Annotated in this window: 23 protein-coding genes; 8 read left to right on the top strand and 15 right to left on the bottom strand. The window is 71.6% G+C overall.

Going from position 1 to position 22,481, the window contains the following annotated elements; genetic code table 11:
* Positions 1-17: 17 nt before the first annotated feature.
* On the top strand, positions 18-473 hold the full coding sequence (locus AC6F7H_RS30265; protein WP_500760670.1) for a nitroreductase/quinone reductase family protein: 456 nt from the start codon (positions 18-20) through the stop codon (positions 471-473).
* Here AC6F7H_RS30265 and AC6F7H_RS30260 read toward each other — a convergent pair.
* Positions 463-1,716: a geranylgeranyl reductase family protein gene (locus tag AC6F7H_RS30260; protein WP_500760668.1), complete on the bottom strand. Its 1,254-nt coding sequence runs from the start codon at positions 1,714-1,716 to the stop codon at positions 463-465. The genes AC6F7H_RS30265 and AC6F7H_RS30260 overlap by 11 nt on opposite strands.
* Before the next feature lie 231 nt (positions 1,717-1,947).
* Between AC6F7H_RS30260 and AC6F7H_RS30255 the strand changes: the two genes are divergently transcribed.
* Entirely contained in the window at positions 1,948-3,309 is a 1,362-nt protein-coding gene (locus AC6F7H_RS30255; RefSeq protein WP_500760666.1) for a dipeptidase, read from the top strand.
* Between the two features lie 157 nt (positions 3,310-3,466).
* Here AC6F7H_RS30255 and AC6F7H_RS30250 read toward each other — a convergent pair whose 3' ends face one another.
* From AC6F7H_RS30250 to AC6F7H_RS30240, 3 genes are all read right to left on the bottom strand, one after another.
* Positions 3,467-4,507 (bottom strand): NUDIX hydrolase, encoded by a 1,041-nt coding sequence (locus AC6F7H_RS30250; RefSeq protein ID WP_500760664.1) that lies wholly within the window; start codon positions 4,505-4,507, stop codon positions 3,467-3,469.
* A gap of 139 nt (positions 4,508-4,646) precedes the next feature.
* Positions 4,647-4,838: a hypothetical protein gene (locus AC6F7H_RS30245; protein ID WP_500760661.1), complete on the bottom strand. Its 192-nt coding sequence runs from the start codon at positions 4,836-4,838 to the stop codon at positions 4,647-4,649.
* A gap of 77 nt (positions 4,839-4,915) precedes the next feature.
* Positions 4,916-5,869 carry an ROK family protein gene (locus tag AC6F7H_RS30240; protein WP_500760659.1) on the bottom strand — a complete coding sequence of 318 codons (954 nt, stop codon included), beginning with the start codon at positions 5,867-5,869 and terminating at the stop codon, positions 4,916-4,918.
* A 233-nt stretch (positions 5,870-6,102) separates the two neighbouring features.
* Here AC6F7H_RS30240 and AC6F7H_RS30235 point away from each other — a divergent pair, with 233 nt between their 5' ends.
* Together AC6F7H_RS30235 and AC6F7H_RS30230 are read left to right on the top strand one after the other, a co-directional pair.
* Positions 6,103-7,152 carry a LacI family DNA-binding transcriptional regulator gene (locus tag AC6F7H_RS30235; protein ID WP_500760657.1) on the top strand — a complete coding sequence of 350 codons (1,050 nt, stop codon included), beginning with the start codon at positions 6,103-6,105 and terminating at the stop codon, positions 7,150-7,152.
* Positions 7,153-7,159: 7 nt separating this feature from the next.
* Positions 7,160-7,987: a hypothetical protein gene (locus AC6F7H_RS30230; RefSeq protein WP_500760655.1), complete on the top strand. Its 828-nt coding sequence runs from the start codon at positions 7,160-7,162 to the stop codon at positions 7,985-7,987.
* Between the two features lie 18 nt (positions 7,988-8,005).
* Here AC6F7H_RS30230 and AC6F7H_RS30225 read toward each other — a convergent pair whose 3' ends face one another.
* Entirely contained in the window at positions 8,006-9,310 is a 1,305-nt protein-coding gene (locus tag AC6F7H_RS30225; protein ID WP_500760653.1) for a DUF6986 family protein, read from the bottom strand.
* A 218-nt stretch (positions 9,311-9,528) separates the two neighbouring features.
* Here AC6F7H_RS30225 and AC6F7H_RS30220 point away from each other — a divergent pair, with 218 nt between their 5' ends.
* Positions 9,529-10,434, top strand: a complete 906-nt coding sequence (locus AC6F7H_RS30220; RefSeq protein WP_500760651.1) for an endonuclease/exonuclease/phosphatase family protein — start codon at positions 9,529-9,531, stop codon at positions 10,432-10,434.
* 102 nt (positions 10,435-10,536) lie between these two features.
* On the opposite strand, the gene AC6F7H_RS30215 is transcribed toward AC6F7H_RS30220, so the two are convergent.
* The 4 genes from AC6F7H_RS30215 to AC6F7H_RS30200 form a co-directional block, all read right to left on the bottom strand.
* Positions 10,537-11,499: an electron transfer flavoprotein subunit alpha/FixB family protein gene (locus AC6F7H_RS30215; protein ID WP_500760649.1), complete on the bottom strand. Its 963-nt coding sequence runs from the start codon at positions 11,497-11,499 to the stop codon at positions 10,537-10,539.
* Between the two features lie 62 nt (positions 11,500-11,561).
* Positions 11,562-12,350, bottom strand: a complete 789-nt coding sequence (locus tag AC6F7H_RS30210; RefSeq protein ID WP_500760647.1) for an electron transfer flavoprotein subunit beta/FixA family protein — start codon at positions 12,348-12,350, stop codon at positions 11,562-11,564.
* A 220-nt stretch (positions 12,351-12,570) separates the two neighbouring features.
* Positions 12,571-13,089 (bottom strand): flavin reductase family protein, encoded by a 519-nt coding sequence (locus AC6F7H_RS30205; RefSeq protein WP_500760645.1) that lies wholly within the window; start codon positions 13,087-13,089, stop codon positions 12,571-12,573.
* Positions 13,090-13,172: 83 nt separating this feature from the next.
* Positions 13,173-13,559: a thioredoxin family protein gene (locus AC6F7H_RS30200; protein WP_181383873.1), complete on the bottom strand. Its 387-nt coding sequence runs from the start codon at positions 13,557-13,559 to the stop codon at positions 13,173-13,175.
* A 371-nt stretch (positions 13,560-13,930) separates the two neighbouring features.
* Between AC6F7H_RS30200 and AC6F7H_RS30195 the strand changes: the two genes are divergently transcribed.
* The gene (locus AC6F7H_RS30195; RefSeq protein WP_500760643.1) at positions 13,931-14,659 is read left to right on the top strand and encodes a lysophospholipid acyltransferase family protein; all 729 of its coding nucleotides are present in this window, start codon (positions 13,931-13,933) and stop codon (positions 14,657-14,659) included.
* 107 nt (positions 14,660-14,766) lie between these two features.
* Here AC6F7H_RS30195 and AC6F7H_RS30190 read toward each other — a convergent pair whose 3' ends face one another.
* From AC6F7H_RS30190 to AC6F7H_RS30180, 3 genes are read right to left on the bottom strand one after another with little or no spacing between them, the layout of a single operon-like run.
* Positions 14,767-15,840: a threonine aldolase family protein gene (locus AC6F7H_RS30190; RefSeq protein ID WP_500760641.1), complete on the bottom strand. Its 1,074-nt coding sequence runs from the start codon at positions 15,838-15,840 to the stop codon at positions 14,767-14,769.
* On the bottom strand, positions 15,837-16,583 hold the full coding sequence (locus AC6F7H_RS30185; RefSeq protein ID WP_500762139.1) for an SDR family NAD(P)-dependent oxidoreductase: 747 nt from the start codon (positions 16,581-16,583) through the stop codon (positions 15,837-15,839). The genes AC6F7H_RS30190 and AC6F7H_RS30185 overlap by 4 nt, the downstream gene beginning before the upstream one ends.
* Before the next feature lie 38 nt (positions 16,584-16,621).
* A complete protein-coding gene (locus tag AC6F7H_RS30180) occupies positions 16,622-18,019 on the bottom strand; it encodes a DUF6421 family protein (RefSeq protein WP_500760639.1) in 1,398 nt (465 codons plus the stop codon).
* Positions 18,020-18,271: 252 nt separating this feature from the next.
* Here AC6F7H_RS30180 and AC6F7H_RS30175 point away from each other — a divergent pair, with 252 nt between their 5' ends.
* On the top strand, positions 18,272-18,991 hold the full coding sequence (locus tag AC6F7H_RS30175) for a glycerophosphodiester phosphodiesterase (RefSeq protein ID WP_500760636.1): 720 nt from the start codon (positions 18,272-18,274) through the stop codon (positions 18,989-18,991).
* 6 nt (positions 18,992-18,997) lie between these two features.
* On the opposite strand, the gene AC6F7H_RS30170 is transcribed toward AC6F7H_RS30175, so the two are convergent.
* Positions 18,998-19,540 (bottom strand): GNAT family N-acetyltransferase, encoded by a 543-nt coding sequence (locus tag AC6F7H_RS30170; RefSeq protein ID WP_500760633.1) that lies wholly within the window; start codon positions 19,538-19,540, stop codon positions 18,998-19,000.
* 93 nt (positions 19,541-19,633) lie between these two features.
* On the opposite strand from AC6F7H_RS30170, the gene AC6F7H_RS30165 reads away from it, so the two are divergent.
* A complete protein-coding gene (locus AC6F7H_RS30165) occupies positions 19,634-20,035 on the top strand; it encodes a VOC family protein (protein ID WP_500760630.1) in 402 nt (133 codons plus the stop codon).
* A 40-nt stretch (positions 20,036-20,075) separates the two neighbouring features.
* On the opposite strand, the gene AC6F7H_RS30160 is transcribed toward AC6F7H_RS30165, so the two are convergent.
* On the bottom strand, positions 20,076-20,699 hold the full coding sequence (locus AC6F7H_RS30160) for a MarR family winged helix-turn-helix transcriptional regulator (RefSeq protein ID WP_500760628.1): 624 nt from the start codon (positions 20,697-20,699) through the stop codon (positions 20,076-20,078).
* The gene (locus tag AC6F7H_RS30155; RefSeq protein WP_500760626.1) at positions 20,696-22,435 is read right to left on the bottom strand and encodes an FUSC family protein; all 1,740 of its coding nucleotides are present in this window, start codon (positions 22,433-22,435) and stop codon (positions 20,696-20,698) included. Before AC6F7H_RS30155 ends, AC6F7H_RS30160 begins: the two co-directional genes overlap by 4 nt.
* Positions 22,436-22,481: the final 46 nt, after the last annotated feature.

Raw genomic sequence — 22,481 nt, 5'->3', positions numbered from 1 at the left:
CCGACCGGAGGTCACCGATGTCGTCGTCAACGCCCTACTACCGCAAGAGCAGTCCCATGGCCGTCCGGCTCAACAGCGTCATCGGCCGGCTGGCCCGGCACGGCGTCAGCCTCGCCGGCGCCGCCGAGCTGTCCGTCCGCGGCCGCACGAGCGGACGGATGCAACGCATCCCGGTCAACCCGCACACCTGGGACGGCGCGCAGTATCTGGTCTCGGCGCGCGGCCACTCCCAGTGGGTACGCAACATGCGCGCCGCCGGGGGCGGAGAGCTGCGCGTCGGACGCAAGGTCCGCTCCTTCACCGCGGTGGAGCTTCCCGACGAGGAGAAGCTCCCGATCCTGCGGACCTACCTGAAGAAGTGGGGCTGGGAGGTGAACCAGTACTTCCAGGGGGTCACCGCCGAGTCCTCCGACGAGGAGATCGTCGCGTCCGCCCCCGACCACCCGGTCTTCCGGATCACGGTCACGAACTGACGGACGCGCCCTCGGAGTCGGACCCGCCGCCCGCGGGACGCCGGTCCAGCGCGGTCATGGCGCGGTGGGCCATCGGGTGAGTGCGGACCAGCTCGCCCAGTGTCGTCGCCCCGCGCGTGATGTCCCGGAACGCCCTCCAGGCGGGGCGGAAGCCGGTGAGGACGGCGTGGAACACCCCGGGGCGCCGTTCGAACGCGGCCAGCATCCGCTTGCCGACGCTCATCTCGACCCCGAGTCCCGCCTTGACCGCGAAGGCGTAGTTCAGCGCCTGCCGGCGCGTGTCCACGGCGTCGTGCGCCTCGGCGATACGCACCGCCCACTCCCCCGCCAGCCGGCCCGAGCGCAGCGCGAAGGAGATGCCCTCACGGGTCCAGGGTTCCAGCAGTCCGGCGGCGTCCCCGCACACGAGCACCCGGCCGCGTGAGAGCGGCGAGTCCTCGGTGCGACAACGGGTCAAGTGTCCGGAGGAGATGCTCGGTTCGAAGCCGGCGAGGCCGAGCCGTCCGATGAAGTCCTCCAAGTACCGCTTGGTCGCGGCGCCTTCACCCCGCCGCGAGATCACACCGACGGTCAGCGTGTCCCCCTTGGGGAAGACCCATCCGTAACTGCCGGGCATCGGACCCCAGTCGATGAGCACCCGCCCCTTCCAGTCCTCGGCGACGGTCTCCGGCACCGGGATCTCCGCCTCCAGCCCCAGGTCGACCTGGTCGACCTTGACCCCGACGTGCGCTCCTATCCGGCCGGCGCTGCCGTCCGCGCCGACCACGGCCCGCGCGAGCACGGTCTCACCGCCCTGCAGGACGAGGGCGACCGTGCGGCGGTCCGGCACGGCCGAGCCGTGCTGCTCGACCCGCTGCACGGCGGCGCCGGTCCGCAGTTCGGCGCCCGCCTTCTGCGCGTGCTCCACCAGATGATGGTCGAACTCGGGCCGGTTGATCAGTCCGAACAGCATCTGCCTCGACCGGCGGGTGCGGGTGAAGCGGCCGTTGTGGGAAAACGTCACCGCGTGCACGCGGTCCTTCAGCGGAAGTTCGAAGCCGGGGGGCAGCGAGTCGCGCGAGGGGCCGATGATGCCGCCGCCGCAAGTCTTGTAGCGCGGCAGGTCCGCCTTCTCCAGCAGCAGCACGCGCCGCCCCGCGACCGCCGCCGCGTAGGCGGCCGAGGCCCCCGCGGGTCCCGCGCCCACCACGACGACGTCCCATACCTGCCGCGCGTCGTCCGCCGAAGAGTTCTCGCTGCTCACGATGGTCTACTGCTCCCGATCCAGCCGCCTGCCTCCCCCAAGCTCTCGGCTTCGCTCGAGCAGGGGGTACCCCATCTGTCTCCCGCATACTACGGCGACGATCACCCGAGGCCGCTGTGGGAGGATCGGACGGCATGGATGCCCCGTACAAGGGCCTCGTCCGTGCCGAATGATCGTCCCGCACACGAAAGTACGCATCCGTACAACGTCGCACCCACAAGGAGCGTGCCCATGTCGTCGAATCCGGTCGCCGTGACCGTCACCTCACTGATGCCCCGGGCGAAGGAGGAACTCGCCGAACTGGTGGCCTTCAAGTCGGTGGCGGACTTCGACCAGTTCCCGCGCAGTGAGAGCGAGGGCGCCGCGCGCTGGATCGCGGACGCGCTCACCGCCGAGGGGTTCCAGGACGTGGCCCTCCTCGACACCCCGGACGGGACCCAGTCGGTGTACGGCTACCTTCCCGGTCCCGAGGGCGCGAAGACAGTGCTCCTGTACGCCCACTACGACGTGCAGCCGCCGCTGGACGAGGCGGGCTGGGACACCCCGCCGTTCGAACTGACCGAGCGGGACGGCCGCTGGTACGGGCGCGGGGCCGCCGACTGCAAGGGCGGCGTGCTCATGCATCTGCTGGCCCTGCGCGCTCTCAAGGTCAACGGTGGTGTGCCCGTCAACGTCAAGGTGATCGCCGAGGGGTCGGAGGAGCAGGGCACCGGCGGCCTGGAGCGGTACGCCGAGCAGCACCCCGAGCTCCTGGCGGCCGACACCGTCGTCATCGGTGACAGCGGCAACTTCCGCGCCGGTCTGCCGACGGTGACCGCCACCCTGCGCGGCATGACGCTCGTGCGGCTGCGGGTCGACACCCTCGAAGGCAACCTGCACTCGGGCCAGTTCGGCGGTGCCGCCCCCGACGCCCTGGCCGCCCTGGTCCGTGTCCTGGACTCGCTGCGCGCCGAGGACGGCAGCACGACCGTCGACGGGCTGGCCGGCGACAGCACGTGGGACGGACTGCAGTACGACGACGAGCAGTTCCGCAAGGACGCCAAGGTGCTCGACGGCGTGGACCTGATCGGCTCCGGCACGGTCGCCGACCGTATCTGGGCCCGCCCGGCCGTCACCGTCCTCGGCATCGACTGCCCGCCGGTCGTCGGCGCCACCCCGTCCGTGCAGGCGAGCGCCCGCGCGCTGATCAGTCTGCGCGTGCCGCCGGGTGTGGACGCGGTCGAGGCGACCAAGCTGCTCCAGGCCCACCTGGAGGCGCACACGCCGTGGGGTGCGCGGGTGAGCACCGAGCAGATCGGTCAGGGCCAGGCGTTCCGCGCCGACACCACCAGCCCGGCCTACCGGGCCATGGCCGACGCGATGGCGGTCGCGTACCCGGGCCAGGAGATGGGCTACGCCGGTCAGGGCGGCTCCATCCCGCTGTGCAGCACCCTCGCGTCGCTCTACCCGCGGGCGGAGATCCTCCTCATCGGGCTGAGCGAGCCGGAGGCTCAGATCCACGCGGTGAACGAGAGCGTCTCCCCCGACGAACTGGAGCGGCTGTCGGTCACGGAGGCGCTGTTCCTGCGCAACTACGCGGCCGCCGTGAGCTGATCCCGCCGGGCCCGTCCGACGTTCTGCCGCGTTGCCGCCGTATGCGCATCCGGACACACGCGCGGCGGCAACGCTCCGCGCGGGCGGCGGATACGGCCGGGGCGTCCCGCCGAGCCCACGAGGGCCGAGCGGCCCGCCGTCGTCCCGTGTCCTCTCCTCAGCCGACCGGTACCCCCGCTTCCAGGTACACGGCCTTCCCGCGTTCCCGTGCCCGCAGGGCGCGGCGGAGGCGCTCGTAGCGCACCGGGGGCAGCATGTCGGCGGCCTCCGTCTCGGAGACGAAGCGCCAGTCGCGCAGTTCGGGGCCGGGCAGCAGCAGCCGCGCGGCGTCGGCGGCGGGGAGACGACCGCCGTCGAAGATCAGACGCAGACCGCCGTAGGCGGGCGGCGCGGGTGGTTCCCAGTCGACGACGAGCAGTGCCGGCACGTCGTCGAGGCGGATCCCGGTCTCCTCGGCGACCTCGCGCATGCCCGCCCGCGCGGGTGCCTCACCGGGTTCGACGACCCCGCCCGGGAACTCCCAGCCCGGCTTGTAGGTCGGGTCGACGAGAAGCACTCTGTCCCGCTCGTCGAAGAGGAGGACACCGGCGGCCACGGTCTCGGCGGTCGGCTCGGGTGTCTGCACGATGTCGCAGGCGGGCACCTCTCCGTTGCCGACCGCCTCGGCGATGCGGACGGCGGTGGCGTACGGAGTCAGCGGGCCGGTGTCGACCGGGTAGGCGTCGGCGGTGAGCCAGGAGGCCAGGGCCGCCCGGTACGGCTCGATGTGGTCGTAGGACCACTGCCGTACCCGCATCTCGCCGTCCGGGAGGTCCGGCCGGACCTCCCGGCCCGCTATTCGCTCGCGCAGGATCGTTTCCGCCGGAGCGAGGAGAACATGCCGGACCGGAATGCGGCGGGCCGCGAGGCCGCCGAATATCTCGTCCCGGTACTCCTGTCTCAGCAGGGTCATCGGGATGACGAGGGTCCCGCCGAGTTCCGCGAGCATCGCCGCCGCCGTGTCGATCACCAGCCGACGCCAGATGGGAAGGTCCTGGTAGTCGCCGACCTCGGCGAGGTGTTTGGGCGGAAGCAGATGGCCCAGCGCCCCGCCGATGACCTCGGGGTCGAAGAGCGCGCTGTTCGGGATCAGTTCGATCAGTTCCCGTGCGGTCGTCGTCTTCCCCGCACCGAACGCACCGTTGATCCAGACGATCACGGTTCCCCCTCTTCTGTTGGCCCCCTGTGGCTTGCCCGCTCCACCCTGCCACGGAAACCAGCCCCAGTTGAGAACGCACACCGACGGCGCCGGCGCCCCCTTCCGAGGCGTCGGCGCCGTGGATTTCGCGGTGGGCCCGTCAGCCCCTGGCCTCCCGGTCGTCGTCGGCGAGGACCGGGCTCTCGTCGGCGACGGTCTGGTCGAGGGTGCCGAGGGTGTCGCCGACGGGAAGGCTGTCGAGGCTCTCACCGAGCGCGTGAGACGGGGTGATGGCCGCGACGACGAAGCCGGTGGCGAGGGAGGCGATGGCGAGCATGCTGCGCTTCTTCATGCCGGGCTCAACTGCCGAAACCGCCTCGGGGTCACGCGGCGCGGAGAATACGGCGTGGTGCGTGGGGCCCGCCGTCCTCAGACGCCCGCGGCGGCCGGGTCCTTCCGCTTCGCCAGCGCCGCGGCCGCCGCGCCCACCAGGCCGGCGTCGGTGCCCATCTGCGCCGGTGTCACCACGAGCCGCTGGACGAAGGACAGGGTCGCGTACTCGGCCAGGGCCTGCCGCAGCGGTGCGAAGAGTACCTCGCCCGCCTTGCCCACTCCCCCGCCGACCACGGCGATGTCGATCTCGACGAGGGTCGCGGTGGCCGCGATCCCGGCGGCCAGTGCCCGCGCGGCCCGGGCGAACGACGCCACGGCCACCGGATCCCCGGCCCGGGCGGCGGCGGCCACTGCGGCGGCGGAGGTGTCGCCGTCCGGTCCGGGGCGCCAGCCGTTCTCCAAGGCCCGTCGGGCGATGTTGGGGCCGCTCGCGATGCGTTCCACGCAGCCGCGTGAGCCGCACGGGCACGGGTCGCCGTCGAGATCCACGCTGATGTGGCCGATGTGCCCCGCGTTGCCGGTCGGTCCGGGGTGCAGCCGGCCGCCCAGCACCAGTCCGCCGCCGACCCCGGTCGAGACGACCATGCACAGCGCGTTGTCATGACCGCGGGCGGCGCCCTGCCAGTGTTCGGCCGCGGTGATCGCCACACCGTCGCCGATCAGTTCCACGGGCAGCCCGCCGGTCGCCGCCCGGACCCCGGCGACCAGCGGGTAGTCGCGCCAGCCGGGCACGTTCACCGGGCTCACGGTGCCCGCCGAGGCGTCCACGGGGCCCGCGCTGCCGATGCCGACCGCGCCCGCGTTCTCCCACAGCGGGGACGCGGTGAGCTCCGCCAGCACCGCCCCGACCTCCCGCATCACGGTGTCGCCGTCCTCCTCGGCGGGCGTCGGCCGCTGGGCACGGACCAGGATCCGGCCACGGCCGTCCACCAGCGCGCCGGCGATCTTGGTACCGCCGATGTCGAGCGCAGCCACGAGGTCGGTGTGCATCAGTGTCGGATCTCCCCCGTCAACCATGAGAAACGCGCCGAAATGACCCATGCCCGGCCAGGAACCGACACACAGGGCGAGCCGCACCTCGATCTCGCGGTGATCTGCGGGCCGGAGTGCGCGATGGACAGTGTCCCCGAGCCTGACAACGTTGTCCAGGCCCTATGCTCGACGCCACATCCTCATACAAGCCCATGGATCCACGCATCCCATGATCGACAGGACACCACACCGTGCCGGAGACGCCCCGCCGCACCAACCGCCTCTCAGGGTCCCGTTACGGCAACCGTCCGACCATGAAGGACGTGGCGGCCCGCGCCGGGGTCGGCCTGAAGACGGTCTCGCGAGTGGTCAACGGCGAGCCCGGGGTCACGCCGGAGACGGAGCGCCGGGTGCAGGAGTCCATCGACGCCCTCGGTTTCCGCCGCAACGACAGCGCCCGGGTGCTCCGCAAGGGCAGCACCGCCAGTGTCGGCCTGGTCCTGGAGGATCTCGCGGACCCGTTCTACGGTCCGCTGAGCCGGGCGGTCGAGGAAGTCGCCCGCGCGCACGGCGCGCTGCTGATCAACGGCTCCAGCGCGGAGGACGCCGACCGCGAACAGGAGCTGGTGCTGGCGCTGTGCGCCCGCCGGGTGGACGGGCTGGTGGTGATTCCGGCCGGTGACGACCACCGGTACCTGGAACCGGAACTCAAGGCGGGCGTCGCCACGGTCTTCGTGGACCGGCCGGCCGGTCGCATCGACGCCGACGTCGTCCTCTCGGACAACTTCGGCGGTGCCCGTGACGGCGTGGCGCATCTGATCGCCCACGGGCACCGGAGAATCGGTTTCATCGGTGACATGCCCGGCATCCACACCGCGTCCGAACGGCTGCGCGGCTACCGCGCCGCCATGGAGGACGCGGGCATACGGGTGGAGGACGCCTGGATCTCCCTCGGCGTCACCGACCCCGAGCGGGTGCGCCGGGCCACCGAGGAGATGCTCTCCCACCCGGACCCGGTCACCGCGGTCTTCGCGGGCAACAACCGGGTGACCGTCACCGTGATCCGGGTCCTGACCGAGCGGTCCCGTCAGGTCGCGCTCGTCGGCTTCGACGACATCGAACTCGCCGATCTGCTCCAGCCGGGCGTCACGGTCGTCGCCCAGGACGCGGCGGCCCTCGGCCGGACCGCGGCCGAGCGCCTCTTCCGCCAGATGGACGGCACCCTGCTCGCCCCCGAGCGCATCGAGCTGCCGACCCGGCTGATCACACGCGGCTCCGGCGAGCTGCCCCCGGCGGACTGAGCCCGCGGTGTCCACCGAGTACCGCACCGGCGACCCGGGTCCCGCAGGGCGCACACTGCGGGCGCTGGGCCTGGCCGAGGCACCGCGTGAGCATCCGTTGTTGTATCCGGGGCCGTGGCCACGGGAGTCGGCGCTGCTCGACGGGGACCGGCTGCTGCCGCTGGACCGCCTGGTCCACGAGGACCGGGTGCCCGTCCTCGCCTTCGGTTCCAACGCCAGCCCCGGCCAATTGCGGTACAAGCTGGCCCGGTTCGGAATTTCCTCGCCCGTCCCCATGGTGCTGGCCCGGGCGTCCGGTGTCGACGTGGGTGTCTCGGCGCATGTGAGCCGGATGGGCTATGTGTCCGCTTCTCCGGTCAAGGCCCCTGGTGTCGAAAGGGAGTTGTTCGTGATCTGGCTCGGCGTCGAGCAGCTCTCGGTGATCGACGCGAGCGAGGGCGTGCCGCTGCCGGACGGCAACTACGACCGCGCCTGGCTGCCCGCACCCGACGTCCGCGTGGAACTCCCCGACGGCACCCCGCTCCCCGGCGCCCACGCCTACGTCAACCAGCACGGTGTCCTCCACGACGGCACCGGAGCCCCGCGCACCCACTGCGGGCAGCGCCCCTTGCTCACCGAACTCCTCATGAGGTCAAGGAGGTTGCGGGAACTGTTCGGCGTCTCCGCCGAACAGTTCAGTGCGCGGGCCCGTGCCGACCGGCTGCTGTGCGCACGGGGCACGCGGGTGTTCGCCGAGGAGCACCTGGTGACGGCGTCGGGGCTGGAGCGGTACGTACGGTCTCAGCGGGTGGGGAGCCCGGGCACCGGTGCGTCGTTTTCGCCGCCCCGCACGTAGCCGACGCCGACGAGGGGGCTACCGGGCGGAGGCCTCCAGGCCGCCGCGGCACGGGGACGCGAAGCCCTCCAGGTCGGCGCGGGTGAGGCCGGTCGTCCGCGCGACCTCGGCGATGTCCAGGGCGCCGCAGTCCAGGCCGCGCAGCAGGTGTCCGGCGAGGGCCTTCGCGGTGGCGGGCTCGTCCATGACGTCACCGGCGGTCCGGGTGGCGTACCGGGCGAGCCGGGCGGCGGCCTGCTCGAAACCCTCCCGGTAGAAGGCGAAGACGGCCGCGTAACGGGTGGGGAGGTGACCGGGGTGCATGTCCCAGCCCTGGTAGTAGGCACGGGCGAGGGCGCGGCGGGTGAGGCGGTGGTGCAGCCGCCAGGCCGCGTGGACCTGTGTGCTCGGGCCGACGGGCAGGACGTTGGTGGAGCCGTCCGAGACACGTACGCCGGTGCCCGCGGCGGCGACCTGCATGACGGCCTTGGCGTGGTCGGCGGCCGGATGGTCGCTGGCCTGATGGGCCGCGGAGACACCGAGGCAGGCGCTGTAGTCGAAGGTGCCGTAGTGCAGTCCGGTGGCGCGGCCCCCGGCAGCCTGGATCATCCGGGCGACGGTGGCGGTGCCGTCGGCGGCGAGGATGGCCTGGCTGGTCTCGATCTGGATCTCGAAGCCGAGCCGGCCGGGCTCGAGACCGCGCGCCTTCTCGAACGCCTCGAGGAGCCGCACCATGGCGGTGACCTGCTCGGGATAAGTGACCTTGGGCAGTGTCAGCACCAGCCCGGCGGGCAGCGGGCCGGCCTCGGCCAGGCCGGTGAGGAAGATGTCGAGGGTACGGATGCCCCGGTCGCGCACGGCGGCCTCGAGGCACTTCATCCGGATGCCCATGCAGGGGGCGGCCGTGCCGTCCCGGTACGCCTCGGCGATCAGCCGGGCCGCGCGGGCGGCGGTCTCGTCCTCCTCGGCGTCGGGGCGGTTGCCGTAGCCGTCCTCGAAGTCGACGCGCAGATCCTCGACGGGCTCGCGCTCCAGCTTCGAGCGGACGCGACCGTACACGTCCTCGGCGAGTGCGTGGTCCAGCCCGATGGCGTCGGCGAACGAGGCGGCGTCCGGGGCGTGTTCGTCGAGCGCGGCCAGTGCCTGGTCGCCCCAGGAGCGGAGGGTCCCGGCGGTGAAGGCGTCACCGGGGACGTAGACGGTGTGGACGGGCTGACGGGTGCCGGGGTCTCCGGGGTAGCGCCGTGCCAGTTCGGCGTCGACGGGCGCCAGGGAGGCGCCGATCTCCGCGCCGACGGCGTCCGTGAGGCTCGTCGCGACCTGCTCCTGCCGACCCTGGGTCATCCCACACCCACCCAATCTTCCGCGGCACGGAATCAACAATCCGTTGAACGAAGCTATCGGGCGGTCTCCGGACCGGTCAACACCGTCTTACGCCCCGCTCGCGCCCCGATCCACTCCACCGTCTCGGCGTGCCCCCCGTGCATCTGGCACTGTCTGTATTCGCTTCCTCCGTCCGACTCGCCCGGAAACCGCCGCACGGCACCAGCGAAGGAGCTTCTGTGCCGAACCACAGCCGAGTCACGCGCCGCCTGGGACTGAGAACCGCGCTCGCCGCCTCCGTCACGCTCCCGCTCTCCAGTACAGCGCTGCCCCCCGAGCCCGCCTCGGCCCGGGGACGTCCGGGCCGGCCGCTGGAGGTCATGTCGTTCAACCTGCGCTTCGCGAGTACGGCGGAACCCCACAGCTGGGCCGCCCGCAGACCCGTGACGCGCCGGCTGCTGCGCCGCGAGCAGCCGCACGTCATCGGCACCCAGGAGGGCCTCCACCAGCAGCTGCGCGACATCGAGGCCGACCTGGGGCCGTCCTACGACTGGATCGGCACCGGCCGGGCGGGCGGCAGCCGCGACGAGTTCATGGCGGTCCTCTACGACACCCACCGGCTCGCCCCGCTGGAGTACGACCACTTCTGGCTGTCCGACACGCCGTACACGATCGCCTCGAACACCTGGGGCAGCGCCCACCTCCGCATGGTCACCTGGGTCCGCTTCCGCGATCTGCGCGCCGGTGGCCGGGAGTTCTACGTCCTCAACACCCACTTGGACAACGCCAGCCAGTACGCACGCGAGCGGGCCGCCGCCCTGATCGCCGAGCGCGTCGCCGGGCTCGCGCGCTCCCTGCCGGTGGTCGTGACGGGGGACTTCAACGTCGCCGCCCACGGGAACCCCGTGTACGACACGCTGCTGGGCGCCGGCCTCGTCGACACCTGGGACGCGGCGGCCGACCGGGGCGAGCCTTACGGGACGTTCCACGGGTACGGGCCGCTGGTTCCGGGCGGTGCCCGCATCGACTGGATCCTGACCACACCCGGCGCCACGGTGCACCGGGCCTCGGTCAACACCTTCACCCTGGACAGTCGGTTCCCGAGCGACCATCTGCCGGTACAGGCGTCGCTCGCCTTGGGCTAGACGGCGCCGTACCGGAACAGGATGTGCCGGGACAGGCCGAGGCCCCCACGACCACGGGAACTCGAGGTGCGGTCGCGGGGGCCTCGTACGGTACGGGGAGGGTCAGCCCTTGCGGGCCTTGATCTCCTCGGTGAGCTGCGGGACCACGTCGAACAGGTCGCCGACCACGCCGTAGTCGACCAGATCGAAGATCGGCGCCTCGGCGTCCTTGTTGACCGCCACGATCGTCTTCGAGGTCTGCATGCCCGCCCGGTGCTGGATCGCCCCGGAGATCCCGGCGGCCACATACAGCTGCGGCGACACGCTCTTGCCGGTCTGCCCGACCTGGCTGGTGTGCGGGTACCAGCCCGCGTCCACCGCGGCCCGCGAGGCCCCCACCGCCGCACCGAGCGAGTCGGCCAGCGCCTCGATCACCGCGAAGTGCTCCGCGCCGCCCACCCCGCGGCCCCCGGAGACCACGATCGCGGCCTCGGTCAGCTCCGGACGGCCCGTCGCCTCCCGCGGCGTGCGCGCCACCACCCGGGTGCCCCTCGCCTGCGCGGAGAACGTGACGTCCAGCGCCTCCACCGCGCCGGCGGCCGGGGCCGGCTCCACCGCCGCGCTGTTCGGCTTGACCGTGATGACCGGGGTGCCCCGGGAGACCCGGGAGCGGGTGGTGAACGCGGCGGCGAACACCGACTGCACGGCCACCGGACCCTGATCGCCGGCCTGAAGGTCGACGGCGTCGGTGATCACGCCCGAGCCCAGGCGCAACGCGAGACGGGCCGCGATCTCCTTGCCCTCGGCAGAGGACGGCACCAGCACGGCGGCCGGGGAGACCTGCGCGGCCGCGGCCTGCAGGGCGTCCACCTTCGGCACCACCAGGTAGTCGGCGTACTCGGCGGCCTCGTGGGTGAGCACCCGGGCCGCGCCGTGCTCGGCCAGCACGGCGGCGGTGTCGGCGGCGCCGGCGCCCAGCGCGACGGCGACCGGCTCGCCGATCCGGCGGGCCAGCGTCAAAAGCTCCAGGGTCGGCTTGCGGACCGCGCCGCCGGCGTGGTCGACGTAGACGAGAACTTCAGCCATGGGACTTCTTCTCTCCTGCTTGCGAAAGATGAGGGGCGAAAAGCGAGCTCGAGCCGCGTGGCTCAGACGAACTTCTGGCTCGCGAGGAAGGCGGCGAGCTGCTTGCCGCCCTCGCCCTCGTCCTTGACGATCGTGCCCGCGGTGCGGGCCGGGCGCTCGGTCGCCGACTCGACCGCGGTCCAGGCGCCGGCCAGGCCGACCTCGTCGGCCTCCAGGTCGAGGTCGGACAGGTCCCAGGAGGTCACCGGCTTCTTCTTGGCCGCCATGATGCCCTTGAACGACGGGTAGCGTGCCTCGCCCGACTGGTCGGTGACCGACACCACCGCCGGCAGGGACGCCTCGAGTTGCTCACTCGCGGCGTCGCCGTCCCGGCGGCCCCTCACGGTGCCGTCCTCGAGGGAGACCTCGGAGAGCAGGGTGACCTGCGGCACGCCCAGGCGCTCGGCGAGCAGCGCCGGGACCACGCCCATGACGCCGTCGGTGGAGGCCATGCCACAGATGACCAGGTCGTAGCCGGCCTTCTCGATCGCCTTGGCCAGCACCAGGGAGGTGCCGATGGCGTCGGTGCCGTGCAGGTCGTCGTCCTCGACGTGGATCGCCTTGTCGGCGCCCATGGACAGCGCCTTGCGCAGCGCGTCCTTGGCGTCCTCCGGGCCCACCGTCAGCACGGTGATCTCCACGTCGTCGTCGGAGTTCCCGGCGATCTGCAGCGCCTGCTCGACCGCGTACTCGTCCAGCTCGGAGAGCAGACCGTCCACGTCGTCGCGGTCGACGGTCAGGTCCTCGGCGAAGCGCCGGTCGCCCGTGGCGTCGGGCACATACTTCACGGTGACAACGATCCTCAAGCTCACGCCGGCTCTCCTACTGCATCGTCATTTCTGGCTGCCTGCCTTCAGGCAGCATAAGCGCCTCAACCGGCCGTTCCCGATCGGGGCGAAGCACTCTTCCCAACGAAATATTACTCGCCAGTACACCCAGTTCTTTCCCGCTGAGCAAGCGCTTTGAACTGTGACCTTCGCAACGCAGCGTAACCGGAACCCGACGGGCCCGCAGCAGGGATCCCCGGCCCCGTCAATCACGCAGTGCGCGGAAACGGCCCTGATGGTGGACGAGGGGCCGGCCGTGACCGGTGTGGTCGCCGAGCAGGACCTCGGCCAGCACGATCCGGTGGTCGCCGGCGGGCACGCGTGTCACCACCGCGCACACCGTCCAGGCGAGGACGTCCTCCAGCACGGGGACGCCCTCGGGGCCCTCGTGCCAGGCGGTGGCCGCGCCGAAGCGGTCGGCGCCCGGGCGGGCGAAGGTGGCCGCCAGCTCCCGCTGGTGCTCGCCCAGCACATGGACCCCGACGTGATCGCTCGCGACGATGGCGGGCCAACTGGCACCCCCGGTGCCGACACCGAAGGAGAGCAAGGGGGGATCGGCCGAGACCGAGACGAGGGAAGTGGCGGTGAAGCCGACCGGGCCGGACTCCCCGCGCGCGGTGATCACCGCCACGCCCGCCGCGTGCTGCCGGAAGACGGAGCGCAGCAGCTCCGGCGAGGCGGGCACCCACCGGGGGTGAAGGAGTTCCGAGTCCTCCGAGAACATGGTGTCAGGCTGACGACAGGTGCCACGCACCGTCAAGTCGGTCCCGGGATGTGGGAGATGACTCACGGGAGGGCGTCCCTCCGTCACACCGCCTCCCCCAGCGCGGCGATCACATCGGCCTTGCGCGGCTGCCCGGTGGCCCGCCGCACGACACGGCCGTCGGCGTCGAGGACCAGCACCGTCGGCGTCTTGAGGATCTCGAGCCGGCGCACGAGGTCCAGGTGGGCCTCGGCGTCGATCTCCACATGGGCCACGCCCGGGACCAGGCCGGCCACCTCGCCGAGCACCCGCCGGGTCGCCCGGCAGGGCGCGCAGAAGGCGCTGGAGAACTGCACCAGCGTGGCGCGTTCACCCAGTTCCGCGCCGAGCTCCGGCGCTCGGAGCCGCTTGCCGTCGTCCCGCCCGCGCACCCGTACTCTCCCGCTCCGCCGCCGCCGCGGCACTCCGTGGGCACTCGCCGCCGCGAGCACCAGCACACACCGTCAGTCCGGTCAGTCCGGTCATCGACTCTTCGTAGCGTTCACGAGACCGCAAAGATTCCCCGGCACCCCGTACGGGTTTTCCGTAGGGGACACGTGATCCATGGACATCGACGCGGGAGGGCCGCGAGATGTACCTGCTCCTGCGGCGGATGACGGTGCGCGCGAGGTAATGGCGACGCAAAAGCCCGAGGTGGATCAAGGGGGTGGACGTGACAAGAATCTCGCCGCAGGCGGCCGTCAGGGCTGGTCCGCCGGTCGTTCTTGGGGCACCATCAGCGACGAGCCGTAAACCTACGGCTGCGTAACTTCGGCTGGGAGTCCCCTTCCCAGGCAGAGACAGGAAGGGTTCCACCCCACCCATGGCAGAACTCGTCTACCGCCCCGTGATCGGTTTCGCCCAGACTCTGTTCAAGGTGTGGGACCTCAAGATCGACTGCCGGGGTTCGGAGAACATCCCGCGATCGGGCGGCGCCGTGCTGGTGAGCAACCACATCAGCTACCTGGATTTCGTCTTCAACGGTCTCGCCGCCCTTCCGCAGAAGCGCCTCGTGCGCTTCATGGCGAAGGAGTCCGTGTTCCGGCACCGGGTCTCCGGCCCGCTGATGCGCGGGATGAAGCACATCCCCGTGGACCGCAAGCAGGGCGAGACGGCGTACGCGCACGCGCTCGACTCGCTCCGGTCCGGCGAGATCGTGGGGGTCTTCCCGGAAGCGACCATCTCGCAGTCGTTCACGCTGAAGAGCTTCAAGTCGGGTGCCGCGCGCCTGGCGCAGGAGGCCGGCGTACCGCTGGTCCCGATGGCGGTGTGGGGCACCCAGCGGCTGTGGACCAAGGGCCACCCCCGCAACTTCAAGCGCAGCCACACCCCGATCACCATCCGTGTCGGTGAGGCGCTCGAGGCGTCCAGGGACAAGTACGCGGGCGCGATCACCCGGCAGGTGCGCGAGCGCGTCCAGGAGCTGCTGGAGGCCGCGCAGCGCGCCTACCCGGTGCGCCCCAGGGGCCAGGACGACACCTGGTGGATGCCGGCGCACCTCGGCGGGACGGCCCCGACTCCGGAACAGGTCCGCGAGGCCGAGGCACGCTGAGCCCGAACGAGCCCCCTTCGAGAATGGCGAGAACGGGGGTTCACCCGCAAGAGCGCGGCCGATCGAGAGTCAACGCGTTCTCGATCGGCCGCACACCCACGCAGTCCCTACGCGCGCGCCATCTCCTCCTTGAGCGCCGCCAGGAACGTGTCCACGTCGTCCTCGGTCGTGTCGAAGGCGCACATCCAGCGGACGTCGCCGGCGGCCTCGTCCCAGAAGTAGAAGCGGAAGCGCTTCTGCAGCCGCTCGCTCACGTCGTGCGGCAGGCGGGCGAAGACCGCGTTGGCCTGTACCGGGTGGAGGATCTCCACTCCGTGCACGGCGCGTACGCCCTCGGCGAGGCGCTGGGCCATCTCGTTGGCGTGCCGGGCGTTGCGCAGCCACAGGTCCCGGGCCAGCAGGGCCTCCAACTGCACCGAGACGAAGCGCATCTTCGAGGCGAGCTGCATGGACAGCTTGCGCAGGTGCTTCATGTGCCGGATGCCGTCCGGGTTCAGTACGACGACGGCCTCGCCGAACAGGGCGCCGTTCTTGGTGCCGCCCAACGAGAGCAGGTCGACGCCGGCCGCGTTGGTGAAGGTGCGCATCGGCACGTCCAGGGTGGCGGCGGCGTTGGCCAGCCGGGAGCCGTCGACGTGCACCTTCATGCCACGGGCGTGCGCGTGCTCGCAGAGGGCACGGATCTCGTCCGGCGTGTACACCGTGCCCAGTTCGGTGGCCTGGGCTATGGACACCACCTGCGGCATGGCACGGTGTTCGTCCTCCCAGCCGTACGCCTGCCGGTCGATCAGCTCGGGGGTGAGCTTGCCGTCCGGGGTGGGCACGGTGAGCAGCTTGATGCCGCCGACCCGCTCCGGTGCCCCGCCCTCGTCCACGTTGATGTGGGCGCTCTCGGCGCAGATCACCGCGCCCCAGCGGTCGGTGACCGCCTGGAGCGCGACGACGTTGGCGCCGGTGCCGTTGAAGACCGGGAAGGCCTCGGCGGTGGGACCGAAGTGGCTGCGGATCACCTGCTGGAGGTTCTCCGTGTACGCGTCCTCGCCGTACGCGACCTGGTGTCCGCCGTTGGCCAGGGCCAGGGCGGCGAGCACCTCCGGGTGGGCCCCGGCGTAGTTGTCGCTGGCGAAACCGCGGACGTCCGGGTCGTGATGACGACGTGCGTCGGTCCTGGGTGGGTTCACGGCTTCTCGGTGAGCCACAGACGGGTTCCGTTCACTTCCGCGGCGGGCTTGTCCCAGACGCCGACGATGGCCTCGGCGAGGTCCTTGACGTCCGTGAAGCCCGCGAACTTCGCGTTGGGGCGGTCGGCACGCATCGCGTCGTGCACCAACGCCTTCACCACCAGGATCGCAGCCGCCGATGTGGGCCCCTGCTCGCCCCCCGCCTTGCGGAAGTAGTCGGCCATGGCCAGCGTCCACGCCTCGGCGGCGGCCTTGGCGGCGGCGTAGGCGGCGTTGCCCGCGGTGGGCTTGCTGGCACCGGCCGCGCTGATCAGGACGTACCGGCCGCGGTCGCTGCGCTGGAGCGCCTCGTGGAAGGCGAGGGAGGTGTGCAGCACGGTGCGTACCAGCAGCAGCTCCAGCAGGTCCCAGTCGTCCAGTTTGGTCTTGGTGAAGGTCTCGCTGCCGCGCCAGCCGCCGACCAGGTGGACCAATCCGTCGACCCGGCCGAACTCCTTCTCGGTGCGACTGGCCCACTCGCGGGTGGAGTCCAGGTCGAGCAGGTCGACCGTGTCACCGGTGACGGTGGCGCCGCCGTGCGCGTAGCGCGCCGCGTCCACGGCCGCCGCCAGTCGCTCCGGGTCGTTGTCGGAGCCGACCACCGTCGCCCCCGCCTCGGCCAGCCTGAGCAGTGCCGCGCGCCCCGCGGGTCCTCCTGCGCCGGCCACCGCGATCACCGCACCGTCGAGCGCCCCGTTCCCCATGGTCCTCGCCTCCTGAGCAGTGTTGTGAATGAGATCGCTCACGCGGCGACCCGCTCGGCGCTGTCCCCCGTGATGCCCCGGGTCGAGGCGATCACGTTCTTCAGCTTCTTGGACAGTGCCTCATAGAACATGCTCAGCGGAAACTCGTCCGGAAGCACGTCATCGACGAGTTTCCGCGGCGGCTGCGTCAGGTCCAGTGCCTCGGGGCCCTTGGCCCACTTGGATCCCGGGTGCGGGGAGAGGTAGGTGGAGACCAGTTCGTAGCCGGCGAACCAGTGGACGAGTTTCGGGCGGTCGATGCCGTCGCGGTACAGCGTCTCGATCTCGGCGCACAGCTGGTTGGTGACCTGCGGGGCGCGGTCCCAGTCGATGCTGAGTTTGTTGTCGGTCCAGCGGACGACATCGTGCTTGTGCAGGTATGCGAAGAGCAGTTGACCGCCGAGGCCGTCGTAGTTGCGGACCCGCTCGCCGGTGACCGGGAAGCGGAACATCCGGTCGAACAGCACCGCGACCTGCACGTCACGTGCCTGCGGGACGCCGTCGCCGGCCAGCTTGACGGCCTCCTTGAAGGCGGTGAGGTCGCAGCGCAGCTCCTCCAGGCCGTACATCCAGAACGGCTGGCGCTGCTTGATCATGAACGGGTCGAAGGGCAGGTCGCCATGGCTGTGAGTGCGGTCGTGCACCATGTCCCAGAGTACGAACGCCTCTTCACACCGCTTCTGGTCGTGCACCATCGCGGCGACGTCCGTGGGCAGCTCCAGGCCCAGGATGTCGACGGCGGCGGCGGTGACGCGGCGGAATCGGGCGGCCTCGCGGTCGCAGAAGATGCCGCCCCAGGTGAACCGCTCGGGGGCCTCGCGCACGGCGATGGTCTCGGGGAAGAGCACCGCGGAGTTGGTGTCGTAGCCCGCGGTGAAGTCCTCGAAGGTGATGCCGCAGAACAGCGGGTTGTCGTAGCGGGTGCGTTCCAGTTCGGCCAGCCAGTCGGGCCAGACCATGCGCAGCACGACCGCCTCGAGGTTGCGGTCGGGGTTGCCGTTCTGCGTGTACATCGGGAAGACGACCAGGTGCTGGAGGCCGTCCTCGCGGCCCGCGGCGGGCTGGAAGGCCAGCAGCGAGTCGAGGAAGTCGGGCACCTCGAAGCCGCCCTCGGCCCAGCGGCGCAGATCCTTCACCAGGGCCTCGTGGTAGGCGCGGTCGTGCGGGAGCAGCGGGGACAGCTCGTCGAGCGCGTCGGTCACCCGGCGCACCTCGGCCTCGGCCTCGGTGCGGGCCGGGGCGTCCTCGGCGTCGAAGTCGATCGAGCCGTCCTTCGCCTGCCAGGGCCGGATCCGCTGCACGGCATCCTTGAGCACGGGCCACGCCGGGTGCTCGACCACCCTCGGCACCGGAGGAACGTTTCTCTCCGCACCCACCTGCACAAGAATTTCCGTCATATCCCATCCTCCGCCAAAGGAACTGCGCACGACGACCGTATACGTACGGGGTTTCTCCCAGCAAGGGGAGTCTCCGCAAATTATCCTGCGCCGCCCCGGCCGTCACCGCATTTTTTCCTGCCCATCGCGCGGGTGGACGACACTCCTCAGAAACGATGTTCAGCGTCTGGACGGAACGGGCACAGGCGATACGGTCCAGGAGGGCCGTAGGGACGCGGCCCTGTGCCGCCGTCGACGGAAGCGAGTCGGATCTTGAACTTCCTCACCATCGGTCACCGCGGAGTCATGGGTGTCGAGCCCGAGAACACCATCCGGTCCTTCGTCGCCGCCCAGGAGGCCGGCCTGGACGTCATCGAGCTCGATCTGCATCTGAGCAAGGACGGCGAGCTCGTCGTCATGCACGACGCGGAACTGGACCGCACGACGGACGGCACGGGTCCGATCGCCGACCGGACCGTCGCCGAACTGCGCACCCTGGACGCCGGCCGCGGCGAGCACGTCCCCGTCTTCGAGGAGGTGCTGGACACCGTCCACGCACCGCTGCAGGCCGAGATCAAGGACGTACAGGCGGCCAGGGCGCTGGCCGAGGTGATGAACCGGCGGGGCCTGGCGGACCGGGTCGAGGTGTCCTCGTTCCACGACGACGCGATCGCCGAGATCGCGCGCCTGGTGCCCGGGGTGCGCACCGCGCTCGTCGCCAGCCTCCCCCACTCTCGAACATACTCGAGCGGGGGGACCCCCATCGGCACGGACGTCGTGGAGCGGGCGGTCGGCGCCGGCGCGGCGACCGTCTGCCTGAACATCCGCCGCCTCACCCTGGAGATCGTCGAGCGGGCCCGCAAGGCGGACCTGAGGATCATCGGCTGGGTGGTGAACACGCAGGACCACCTCAGACTGGTCCGGGCCCTCGGGCTCGACGGCGCGACCACCGACTACCCGGAGATCAAGCGCACCGGCCGGTTCACCGCGTGAGGGCCGTCAGGCAAGTTCCTTGACCAGCAGCTCGAACCGCAGGTCGGCACGTTGCGGAACGCCGAACCGCTCGTCGCCGTACGGGAAGGGCGTCGTCCTTCCCGTACGGCGGTAGCCGCGCCGCTCGTACCAGGCGATCAGGTCCTCGCGCACCGAGATCACGGTCATGTGCATCTCGTTCGCGCCCCAGGTCTCGCGCACCAGCCGCTCCGCGTACGCGATGATCGCCTTGCCGAGCCCGGCGCCCTGGAGCTCGGGGCTGACCGCGAACATGCCGAAGTAGGCGTGATCGCCACGGTGTTCGAGCTGGCAGCAGGCGACGATCCGGCCCTCGCGCTCCACCGTCAGCAGCCGACTGTCCGGCGACTCGACGACCTCCCGCACCCCCTCGGCGTCGGTCCGCTGCCCCTCGAGGATGTCCGCCTCGGTGGTCCACCCGGCCCGGCTGGAGTCACCCCGGTACGCCGACTCGATCAGCGCGACGAGAGCGTCCACATCGGCATCGACGGCGTCACGGAAGGTCAGCGTGCTCTCGGTGACGGTATCCATGGGGCACTTCTCCGGTTTCTCGCTCGCCTCTTCATCACTTCCCGGCGTGGCCAGGGCACGGAAGAGACTAACCCGACCGCTACGCTCGGCCGCATGGTGCATGTACTCGGCAGTCGCGTTCTGCTGCGCCCCACCGATCCCGAGCGCTCCCGCGCCTTCTACGGCGAGCAACTGGGCCTCGCCGTGTACCGCGAGTTCGGCACCGGCCCGGAGCGCGGCACCGTCTACTTCCTCGGGGGCGGCTTCCTGGAGCTGTCCGGCCGGTCCGACACCCCGGCGGCCCCTGCGGCCACGGCGGCGCGGTTGTGGCTCCAGGTCGCGGACGTCGCGGCGGCCCACCAGGAGCTGCGGGACAAGAACGTCGAGATCGTCCGGCCGCCGGTGCGGGAGCCGTGGGGCCTCATCGAGATGTGGACCGCCGACCCGGACGGCACACCCATCGTCCTGGTGGAGACTCCGGCCGACCATCCGCTGCGGTACCGGCCGGGACTCTGAGGCCGGTGATCCGACACCGGGGAGGGGCGCGAGGGCCGCGTCACGCCCGTACGGCGCTCAGGCGTCCTTCCAGCTGCCCCAGCAGCCCGCCGAGCAGCGCGGCCAGCTCGCCGAGATCCGGCCCGCCCAGACCGGAGAGCACGGCGTTCTCGTAGGCGAGTTGCGCGGGCATGATGCCGTCGACGACGTCCCGTCCGGCGTCGGTGAGGCGGACCCGGGCCATGCGGCGGTCACGCGGGTCGCCGCGGCGTTCCACCAGGCCGCGCCCGGTGAGCTGTTTGAGGCGTTTGGTGACGGCGGCGCCGGAGGAGAAGGTCTCGCGTGCCAGTTCGCCCGGTGTCAGTTCGCGCCCGGTGCGACGCAGCGCGCCGAGCAGGTCGAACTCGGGGCGGGTCAGTCCCGCCCGGCTCAGCGGGGCGTCCTCGGCCTGCTGGAGCAGGGCGGCACAGCGGTTGATGCGCCCGATGACCTCCATGGGCCCGGTGTCGAGGCCGGGGTACACGGCCCGCCACTGCCGGACCACCGCGGCCACGGTGTCGCCGCCTGTCGCCGGAAGCCCCTCGCCGGACGAGTTCCCCGCACCGGCCGGGAGTCCCCCGTCGGCGGGAAGTCCTCCCTCGATCTGAAGTCCTGCGTCGGCCGGGAGCCGTTCGGTCGCCGTCATGGCCGTATGTCCTTCGTGTTCGTGCCCGGATCTGTACCCGGGTTCATGTCCGTGCCGGGGTTCGGGTCCTCGCCGGGGGCGGTCAGCAGCCCCTGGCGTCGTACCGTCGCCGCGAGCGTACGGTGTCCCTCCCGCTCGGCGAGCACGACGTGTTCCTGCGGCAGCGTGCGGAGCCACCATTCGCCCGCCGCCGCGTCGGCGGCGGCCCGCAGGTCGACAAGGGCGGCGGCCAGGCCGCGCCGGGCGGTCTCCAGGGCGGTGGGGTCGGCCTGCGGGTCGGTCAGGAGCCGGGCCGCGTGTTCGCGCCGGAGGCCGGCCGTGCTGAGCGCCGTCGCGACGCGGTTGCCCGCCCGCCGGTTGGTGACGGCCAGGGCGGCGACGAAGCCGACCAGCGCGCCGACCAGGGTGTCCACCACACGACCGGTGACCAGGGGGCCGGTCGCCTGGTAGCCGGGGAACTCGGTGATGAGCAGGGCCAGCGGGGTGACGCAGACGCTGCCGAGCCAATAGTTGCGGCCGATGAGCGCTTCGGCCCCGAAGTTGAAGACGAGGCAGCACAGGACGAGGGCGAGCGGCCCCAGGTTGGCGATCGGGGCGACGGCCGCGAAGATCAGCACGCCGACGAGGTTGCCGAAGACCCGCTGCACGGTCCGGCTCCAGGTGAGGGTGATGTTGGCCTGGTAGAGCGCGGCGGCGGTGGTCAGGGCCCAGTAGGGCCGTCCGATCCCGATGGCCAGGGAGGCGTACCCGGCGAGGCTGCAGCCGAGGACGGTGCGTACGGCGATGGGGGTGAGCGGTCCCAGCCGGGACCACAGGGAGCGGTGGGGGATGGCGCTCTCGGCGGCCACCCCGAGGAGTTCGTCGGCGCCCGAGCGGGGGTCGTCGGCGCCCGGGACACTGCCCGTGCCGCGCAGCTCACGGGCCTGGGCGCGCAACCGCGCGGGGTCGGCCTCCGCCGGCGCGGCGAGCGCGATCTCGGCGCGGATGACCAGCCGTTCGAGGGCTCGGCGGGTGGCGGCGGAGCGGGTTCCGGTGAGGAGCAGGCACTGCCAGGCGGCCTGCACGGCGGCGTAGGCGGCGGCACGGGCCCGGGTGTGGCCGTCGCCGGTGCCGCCGGTCTCGGCGTACGCGGCGGTGGCGGACAGCGCGTCGGCGGTGGCGCGGCGCTCGGGGCCGTGCGGCCGGACGAGTACGGGCGCCATGCCGACCAGCCAGGCCCAGACCCCGGCCACCGCTGCCAGTGCGACATGGTCGGGGACCTGCCCGAGGGTCTGGGGGACGAACAACGAGGCGGAGCTGACGAAGGTGAGGATCACGTTGCCGGGCGGGCCGATGCGCGTGACGTCGCACAGCACCTTCTGCACGGCGGCCAGCAGGGCGCCGACGGCGACCAGGATCACCGCGTTGCTGGTGAGCGAGGCCGAGACCAGGGCCACGGCGAGACCGCCGACCATGCCGATCACCACTCCCGCGAGCGCCTTGGCGCGGGCGGCGTACGGACGGTTGTGGGCGTAGAGGGCGCACAGGGAACCGGCCATGGTGTAGGCGGCGAGGTCCAGTCGGCCGAGGGCGACCAGGATCAGGTTGGGCGGTGCGACTGCGACCACCACGCTGAAGGCGGGCTTGAACCAGATGTTGGAGGGCCGTCCGACGCGCAGTACGTCGACCAGCGGGAAGCGCCGGGACTTCGGCGTGGGGGCGGGATTCGGGGTGGGACGGGGGGTCGCACTGCTCATGACGTACAACGCTACCATGTCTTTTACTCGTAAAACATCTCCGTGA

This window comes from Streptomyces sp. MMS24-W38 (genome assembly GCF_059889265.1).
This window is presented reverse-complemented; position numbering and strand designations above follow the sequence as displayed.